This window comes from Sphaerospermopsis reniformis (genome assembly GCF_005402885.1).
Taxonomy (GTDB): Bacteria; Cyanobacteriota; Cyanobacteriia; order Cyanobacteriales; family Nostocaceae; genus Sphaerospermopsis; species Sphaerospermopsis kisseleviana.
The window spans coordinates 1-8608 of record NZ_BJCE01000228.1 but is presented as its reverse complement, the minus strand read 5'-3'; the positions used below and the strand labels follow the sequence as shown (position 1 = coordinate 8608).

At 34.5% G+C, this 8608-nt stretch carries 6 protein-coding genes; 2 read left to right on the top strand and 4 right to left on the bottom strand.

Going from position 1 to position 8608, the window contains the following annotated elements; translation table 11 throughout:
* Positions 1-115 precede the first annotated feature (115 nt).
* The 3 genes from rbsK to FFR48_RS22320 form a co-directional block, all read right to left on the bottom strand.
* Positions 116-934, bottom strand: a complete 819-nt coding sequence (gene rbsK, locus FFR48_RS22330) for a ribokinase (protein ID WP_137668880.1) — start codon at positions 932-934, stop codon at positions 116-118.
* Positions 935-1056: 122 nt separating this feature from the next.
* Complete coding sequence (locus tag FFR48_RS22325; protein ID WP_137668879.1) at positions 1057-2121, bottom strand: Rieske 2Fe-2S domain-containing protein; 1065 nt, start codon at positions 2119-2121, stop codon at positions 1057-1059.
* Positions 2122-2446: 325 nt separating this feature from the next.
* Complete coding sequence (locus FFR48_RS22320) at positions 2447-3358, bottom strand: DUF8832 domain-containing protein (protein ID WP_137668878.1); 912 nt, start codon at positions 3356-3358, stop codon at positions 2447-2449.
* A 1859-nt stretch (positions 3359-5217) separates the two neighbouring features.
* Between FFR48_RS22320 and FFR48_RS22315 the strand changes: the two genes are divergently transcribed.
* Together FFR48_RS22315 and FFR48_RS22310 are read left to right on the top strand one after the other, a co-directional pair.
* Positions 5218-6255 carry an agmatinase family protein gene (locus tag FFR48_RS22315; RefSeq protein ID WP_137668877.1) on the top strand — a complete coding sequence of 346 codons (1038 nt, stop codon included), beginning with the start codon at positions 5218-5220 and terminating at the stop codon, positions 6253-6255.
* Positions 6256-6310: 55 nt separating this feature from the next.
* On the top strand, positions 6311-6853 hold the full coding sequence (locus FFR48_RS22310; RefSeq protein WP_137668876.1) for a Uma2 family endonuclease: 543 nt from the start codon (positions 6311-6313) through the stop codon (positions 6851-6853).
* A gap of 192 nt (positions 6854-7045) precedes the next feature.
* On the opposite strand, the gene FFR48_RS22305 is transcribed toward FFR48_RS22310, so the two are convergent.
* Positions 7046-8458, bottom strand: coding sequence for a COR domain-containing protein (locus tag FFR48_RS22305; protein ID WP_162501938.1), 1413 nt, complete (start codon positions 8456-8458; stop codon positions 7046-7048).
* Positions 8459-8608 lie beyond the last annotated feature (150 nt).

The window sequence follows — 8608 nt, the reverse complement described above, 5'->3', positions numbered from 1 at the left end:
AAATTGTTTGATATGATTGTGGTAACATTTTGTTTTGATGGGGCCTCATTGCCCCTATTTTTTTTACTCCACTATTTTCTCAAATTATTGCCACATCTCATCTTCAACCCCCTTGTCACCCGGTAAGTTTTAAAGGTTTTTCCTGAAAAAGTGCTGCTGCTAAACCACCATTAAAAGCATCACCAGCAGCAACGGTATCTACTGCATTAACTGAAAATGCAGGAATATAAAAACTCTCTTCTTTAGTTGCACAATAAACACCTTTTGCACCTAGTTTAATAATTGCACATTTCACGCCTTTTTGTAATAAAGTATCTGCTGCTTTTGCTGCTGTTTCTTGTTCATTAACTGCAAAACCTACTAATTGACTAGCTTCGGTTTCGTTGGGTGTAATAATATCAATTAATGGGTAAATTTCATCTGGTAAATTATTTGGTGCTGGTGCAGGATCGAGAATAACTTTTATATTTGCTTCTTTGGCTTTTTGGGCTGCTAAAATTACTATTTCTAAAGGAATTTCTAGTTGTAAAAGTAGGAATTTTGCATCTATGAATAAATTAGATAATCTATTGATATCATCTTGATTAACTTTACCATTTGCACCGGGAATAACTATGATATTATTTTCCCCTTGCTGATCTACAGTAATAACTGCAACCCCAGAACTGACGGTTTCATCAATTAAGATATTTTCAGTTTTAACACCACAATTTTGCAAATTTTTAATGATTTCTGCACCAAAATTATCAGCACCTACACGCCCGATCATTTGCGTAGGTATTCCTAATTTTGCTAATGCAACTGCTTGGTTTGCACCTTTACCCCCAGGGGTGGTAAAAAAGCTTTCGCCTAGCAATGTTTCCCCAGGAATAGGTAAGCGGGGTGTGATTGCTACTAGGTCTATATTTATGCTGCCAAAAACGATAATTTTCATATTCAGGAGTTATTAAATACAGCAGATTTAAGATTTTAAGGGCGGGTAGGATGCCCACCCCACAAGATTTAAAATGTTTGAATGTGTAATCTTTTCATGTGTAATTAATGATGACTAAAATATTAAGCACGCCATCGCAATAATACACTTTTTACAGGATTGATAAATTCTCGTTTTTCAGATGTAGCACGGGCAAATTCACGTTTTAATTGATAATACCATTGTGCTTGCATATCTGAATCTTTAATCAGTCGCAATACAGGATTGTATTTGAGTCCAATTTGCTGTTTTTCTACTACTGTGCGGTCTTGATCTAAAAATTTTCTGGCTAAGATATGAATTAAAGGTGTGAATATTCTTAACCAATTTGGTATACCATAAAGGATAAAATTTACTTCTGTTGCGGTTTCAGAAATTGGTGTGACTGCGGTTAAATTACAAAGTCGATGTTTGCCAAATGTAATTTCTTCTATTCTCACTCCTGGTAAACGAAAAGAAATTTCTACTTCGGGTATTCCTCCACCGACTAACCAATATAATCGGCTCATATTTTCCATATTATCTGACAATTGATGTCGTCTGACTGTAAACCCATAATGTGAAGGATCAAATTGTTTGACTTCTTCATGTATTTCTCCACTTCTCCACCACCAAACTCTATGTACATAGGGAGAATGTGCAGGGTCCATTAAACCTGTCACCGCATGATCTACAAAGCAAGGAAACCGCATTACTTCTACTAAATGAGGTTGTTGTTCAGGAAAACCAGGAACTATGGGAACATCTTTTTTATCAGCGTTGACTTGAGATTTTTCGCTATCGGCCATGTAGATCCAAATGTTGCCTTGAGTCTCATAAATAGGATATGATTGCACATCAAAACGATTCAAATCTATGTTTTGTTCTGGTAATAATGATGGAATTTCTACACATTTTCCCCCAGGGTTGAAGCGCCAACCATGATAACAACATTCTACTTCTTGACCATTGAATCTACCACAACTTAAAGGTACTGCACGATGAGGACAAATATCACGCACTGCAAAAACTTGACCTTCTTTATTTCTCATCAGCAGTACAGGTTCTCCCAAAAAAATCCGGGATACCATCTTACCTGGTTTGAGAAGATGACTAGGTAGTGCGTAGTACCAAAGATTACGTAATAAGATGTGATTGTTATCTATCATGTATGGCTAAGATATGACTAGGAAAAATATACAAAAATAATCATAGACAACAAGTGTCATTTTAAACAGCTTTATTTTTGTTGATTGCTATTCGTAGGTTGGGATTCGCGTTAGTGCTACAAAGCAAGGGAACTTAGATGCAAAGCAGCTTACCGCAGGGTCAACTAACATTAGACCTCTCCAGAAAAGAAATTATGGAACTTATTTATGGGGGCAGGGCGAAGCTTATGGGATATCTAGATATCTAATTTTTCCGTTAAATTATCGCCTAAATGCTTCGCCCCTACAACTTATGAGAAATTAATACATTCTATTGTGGAGATGTCTATTCTACATTTACCCAAAAGTCTGCGGTTTTGATTTTACCATTGCGGTCAAATTGCATCCACATTTTATAAGTTCCTGACTGGGGAAATTTGGTATGAAATTTCACTTGTCCATCAGGAGTATTTTTCATTGCATGGGCGTGAAGATAGTCAGATTTTGAAAGAGTTGATGAACTTTTAATAATTACTAAATGTCCTTTTTCTCCTAAGTATGGTTTCAGGTCTTTTACTGGTTGATTGTTGTTATCTTTGATATCAAATGTTAAACTTACTTCTTCACCTACTTTGATTTTTTCTTGAGAAATATTCAGGTTTACTTTTGTATCGGATATAGTTTTAGTTTTTTCATATTTAGCTAAACTTTTGGGTAGGGGAACTGTACCGGGAATAGTGAGATTTGTGGATGATATATACTCTGCTTGTCCTGCTGGTTTATAATCACTAAAAAGTGTGTATTCTCCTGGGTTGGGAAAATTGACGCTGACTTGAAAACTACCATTTTCTTTATATTCAGGGTGCAAATGATCAAAATGTTCTAAGTCATTGCTGACAACTATTAAGTGCATAATTTTTTCTTGGAAAACATCAAATTTATTGACTGGTTTTCCTGTTTCATCCTGAATATCAATAGCTAGGTTAATCGGTTGGTTAGTTGTTAAATTTTTGGGTGTTGTTAATTTCGCTTGGGTTGTGATAGCTGTTTTGGGTTTTTCTTCATGCTGTGAGTGATCCATTTTTTGCTTTTCTGAATGTGCTTGATGTTCACTCATGGGTTTTGATTTTTGTTTTTCGGTTTGAGGAGTAGTTTCACTATTATAAATCTTTGCTTCACCAGATTTAATTATTGATGAACAACCAGACGATGATAATAATGTTGTAGCTACAAAAAAACCTACTAAAATACGTTGCATCTTGATATATTTCCTGAATGAGAATCTAGGGTTTAAATGAAAATCTACTTTTGACTTTTTCACCTTTAATATCAGAGAAGATAACTACCTGATATTTACCTGCAGCTGTTTGAAGTAACTTAGGCTAATCTAATTGACTTCTCCAGAAAAGAAATTATGGAACTTATTTATGCGGTCAGGTCGAAGCTTATGGGATATCTAGATGTCTGATTTTTCCGTCAAATTATCGCCCATAAGCTTCGCCCCTAAAACTTAGACAAATTAATACATTCTATTTTGGAGAGGTCTAATTGACTTGATGAATTTAACTTCTTTACTCACTGTAACATCAACCATTAACTATTTTTACACACAAAAATGAAATCAGAATGAAATTAATAGAAAATAATAGAAAATAATAGAAAATAATAGAAAAATATTTTCTCTCAACAGAAAGTTATAAAGTTATAATTAATACACTATTAGTCAGAAGTGAACGCCATTGTTATGCTAATTGATGTGTAATATTTTTGCCAATTTCTTTAGTAGAGACACCTTTTACCTAGCTTACCTAGCGTCTCCATGATCATCATTTTTTTAGTAATTAATCAGTGATGAAATTGTTGAAAAAGCTAAAAATTTTGATTTTAATCTATCTTTTGATAGTAGATTAATCAACTTTTTTAAACATCGTAATTCCATATCATATATCTAATTATTTGGACACATCCTATAGGAAGATGACTATAAATAGGAGTAGAATTAAATTAATCTTGGTGTGTCGAATAACTGCTTTCTATGGAGGTTTAGCCGAGCTAAACCTTTTTTTATGATGAAACAAATTAGCAAAGAATATTAATTTTCTCAAAAATCATCTTTCCTAGAGACTGATTAATTTACCCCATAAAGTATCTATAGAAATATAATCTACTTCTACCCAAGGCTTGTTCTGTGATCAAGCCTTTCTTTTTTAATCATCATTCTTGACATTGACACTTTCGATTATTCTCAATTATTGTCGGTTGAATAATGTCAACTCTAGGAAGAAAGAATAATTTTTTGACAGGTATATTAAATTCAGTTATTAACAGGTAAACTCATATTTGTACACATCCTCTAGGTAGATGATATAAAATCTAAGTAAGCTTAAATTAACTAGATATGGTAAACACTTGGTATATATCTGGGCTTGGCGAAAAACCAAGCCTTTTTTGTGGTAGATAAATAGCAACGCTTGGATTTTCCCACAACTATTCCCACAAGTAAATTATTACTCACACACAATATAAAAATCTATTTTAATTACTCTTTAGGTAGTAGAAATAGCGATTTACAGAGAGTATTATTTAGTGTATTAATGCCTGAAAAACGTGTATTAACCCTGGTCAATATTCCAGGGTCTTTTTTTATGCAAATTGATGTTTGATTTTCAGTGGTATCTATTAGCAGGTTTTATGAATTTTGTACTCACCTGATAGAGAGATGAATTAGCAGAAAACAGAGTTTAAATTAACTATATATGGTAAACACCTGGTATATACAAAGGCTTGGCTTGAGTCCAAGCCTTTTTCATACTTTAGATAGATACTTAAAGAATTTAATACTGCTAAATAGAACCATATTTAAAATATTAACCAAGTAATGCTTTATCAGTTTTTGGAATATTTTGACACATCCTCTAGGAAGATGATCTGTAAGCAGACAAGAACTAAATTAATTTAGTACGTTGTTAAGCACAGCAATTTTTGAGGTTTGGTTCACAGCCAAACCTTTTTCTTTAAATGTTGTAATTTTATTTTTCTGTGATTTTCATGGTCTATTCTGCTACAATAATAATGTCCTCTCAACAGTGTTTTATCTGCATATCCAAAAAATAAACTATGAGTAATTACATCCCAGACTACGATCCTAGCGGTATAGCAGAAATTAATGGTAATCTCTTAGGCTTACCTTATGATTATAACACTGCTAATTTAATTATCTTTGCTGTTCCTTGGGAAGTTACTGTTTCTTATGGTGCGGGAACAGCGAATGCACCACAGCGAATTTTAGATGCTTCCTATCAAATAGATTTGTTTGATTTTGATCATCCTGATGGTTGGAAACAAGGAATTTATTTAGTTGAAATTTCTCAAGATATCTTAGATAAAAATAATTATTATCGTCAACAAGCTGCTAAAATAATTGCCAGACAATCTGAAGGTAAAGCATTAACAAACACACCGGATTTAACACCTATCCTCACAGAAATTAATCAAGCGGGTGCACAGGTAAATCAATGGTTATTTAGCCAATGTCAGCAAGCAATGAATTTAGGTAAAAAAGTTGCTGTCATCGGTGGTGATCACAGTTCACCTTTGGGTTATTTCCAAGCTTTGGCAAATCAATATCCTGATTTTGGAATTTTACATATTGATGCACACGCAGATTTAAGAGATGCTTACGAAGGGTTTGAATTTTCCCATGCGTCAATTATGTTTAATGCGTTGAAAATTCCGCAAATTTCTAAATTAGTGCAGGTGGGTTTGCGGGATATTTGTATTGATGAAGTGGAAATAATTAATAATTCAAATAATCGGGTTTTTGCTTATTATGATTCAGCGATCAAACAACAACAATATGCTGGTAAAACTTGGATTGATTTATGTCAGGAAATAGTAGGGAATTTACCTGAGAATGTCCATATTAGTTTTGATGTTGATGGTTTAGATCCTAAACTTTGTCCTAATACGGGAACTCCCGTTCCTGGGGGTTTGGAATTAGAGCAAGTTTATTGTTTATTTAGGGAAGTTGTCAAGAGTGGAAGAAAGATTATTGGGTTTGATGTGAATGAAGTTGGTGATGCGGAATGGGATGGAAATGTAGGTGCGAGGATAGTTTATAAGTTGGCGAATTTGTTGGATTTATCACAGAAATAAAAACCAGTAAAGAGGGTGGTGTTATAGAATAAGACAAAGCATATTAACTAAGACTATGAAGACACTTGTTAAATGGTCTATTGAAGATTATCATCGGATGATTGCCGCAGGGATTTTGAGCGATCGCCCTGTAGAATTACTAGCAGGGGAAATAGTCGAAATGTCTCCAGAAACACCCATTCATTACAACACTGCTAGACGTGGTACTAAATACCTGGAGGAGTTACTAGCAGGTAAAGCTGAGGTTCGTTTTAATGGTCCAGTTACATTATCTTCCTCTGAACCAGAACCAGATATAGCTATTGTTCGTTTACCAGAGTCAGCTTATAATGAACGCCACCCAGAACCACAAAATATTTTTTGGATTATCGAAGTTGCTAATACCAGTTTACAGAAAGATGTAGATATTAAAGCTGCTATTTATGCGGAAGCAGGAATACCAGAATATTGGGTTTTGAATTTAGCAGCTAAGAATATAATTGTGTTTCGAGAACCGGAAAATGGTAAGTATTTGAGTGAACAAACGATTGAGGAAGGGGTAATTATTCCTTTGGCGTTTGTAGATGTTCAAGTGTCAGTTGAGAGACTTTTAGGGTGATGGCGTTTGAGTAGATGAGATGTCTGAATCAGGATTTACATGATTAATTTTTTTGTCTGAATCAGGATGTCCAGGATTTCAGGATTTACAGGATAGTTTTTATTCAATAAACAAACTTGCATCAACATGAAACAAATTATCCAACATCTCACTTTGTTCTTTTGAATTAAAATTAAGAGTCATTACAACTAATTAATTAACTGGTGTTGATGTAGGTGTTGGTTGTGGTGCTATTTCTGAAGCGGGAACACCCATATAAAAAAGTAAAAATACTAGCACAAATGCGGCAAATGCTCCTGTAGCTTTAACTTGAGTTTTTGTAGTTTGAAAAGGTATGAAAGCTTGTAAACCAAGATCACCAGAAAATAAATAACCAGCAATACCAGCAAATGCAGATGCTAAAAATCTCACAATAGCTAAAGCATTGCCAGTTAGGGTTCTAGGATAAAGCACAAGGACAATAAAAGTGATTAATACTCCTAGAACCATAGCTAAAGCAATGCCACGTTCAGCAGAAGAAATAGGTTGTTTTTGAGGTGGTTGAGGTGGTTCTGGTGGTTGTGAAGTCATATCAGAGTTTTTAGGTGATTTTGATGGTTCTATTCTCTCACGTTCTCTGCGCCTGCGTCTTTGTTCTTCTGATTCAATGCCATTTAGCAGGTCTCGCGCATCAAAAGCTTCTGTGAGTCCTTCGGGAATGAAGGGTAAATTGTTCTCTGCGTAAACAAGCAGGTTTTCATAATCTGCAAATATATCAGGATGTCCGGGAATTGGTACTTTTTCTTTTGCCTCTAACCCTTTAATACTTTGATGAATGCCATCAAGCTGAGAACGAATCATTGCTAGTAGTTCTCTGCGTGTGGAAATATTACCACTAATGAAAATGAAGATTTTGCGGTCTTCTTGGTCACTTTTTACTAATGCTCGATTGTTGCCATATTTTAATACAATACCACTACGCCACCAGGTGTTTCTCTCTGCTAGATGGTGCATTCTAACAATAAATCGGGAAATAATGCTACTAGGTAAAATATTATAGTGATATTGAAAAGCTAGAACATTCTCCCATTCTCCAGTTGCAGGTTCTTCTTTTGGTAATAAGTCAGGAATGAGATAGCTTTCCCTTTCATCCAAAGGAAAACATAGTTCAAACTTCCGCATCATTTCAATAATAAATAGCGATTTATCGTCGGGATATTTAGAACTATCTAAAATTCGTTGCAGTTCTTGAAGTTGCAAAATACCCCGGAATTGCGTCATGAGCAGATTGTCATTAAGAATTTTGTAAACACCGTTTGTTACCCATTCTGGATTTAGAACAGACGTATTTCTTACAATAGGATCATTGCGGAAGTTCAGAACAATACCAAGTTGATGCAGCAATTCAATTAAAGTAGATTGTTTACTTTCTGTGGTAATTTGTTCTTGATTGCAAATATTTTCATATTGATAATAGGCAATATAATCTTTATCCATTCCTTCAAGAATAGTTTTCACCTGAAACCAACTTTCGGGTAAGAGGTCGTGGATACCTTCTAATTGAGCAAGTTCTCTTTCAATAACCAGGGTAAGCTCATCTAATTTGGTATAAAATGAACTTGACAAAAGAAACAAGATAAGCAGCAGCGAGCAGAGAAAAATTTGACTTGACATGGGAGCAAAAGAAGTGAGATGAGGAGATAAGCTCCCCCTTCAACTCTAGGAATAAAGGTTTATGTCAGCAGGATTTGAAACTAAGTCAAGTGCTTCCAAGAA

Excerpts from the sequence above, each read along its gene's own strand:
- FFR48_RS22310 (WP_137668876.1), top strand. The coding sequence starts at position 6,311 with ATGAAGACACTTGTTAAATGGTCTATTGAAGATTATCATCGGATGATT.
- FFR48_RS22320 (WP_137668878.1), bottom strand. The coding sequence starts at position 3,358 with ATGCAACGTATTTTAGTAGGTTTTTTTGTAGCTACAACATTATTATCA.
- rbsK (WP_137668880.1), bottom strand. The coding sequence starts at position 934 with ATGAAAATTATCGTTTTTGGCAGCATAAATATAGACCTAGTAGCAATC.
- FFR48_RS22315 (WP_137668877.1), top strand. The coding sequence starts at position 5,218 with ATGAGTAATTACATCCCAGACTACGATCCTAGCGGTATAGCAGAAATT.
- FFR48_RS22325 (WP_137668879.1), bottom strand. The coding sequence starts at position 2,121 with ATGATAGATAACAATCACATCTTATTACGTAATCTTTGGTACTACGCA.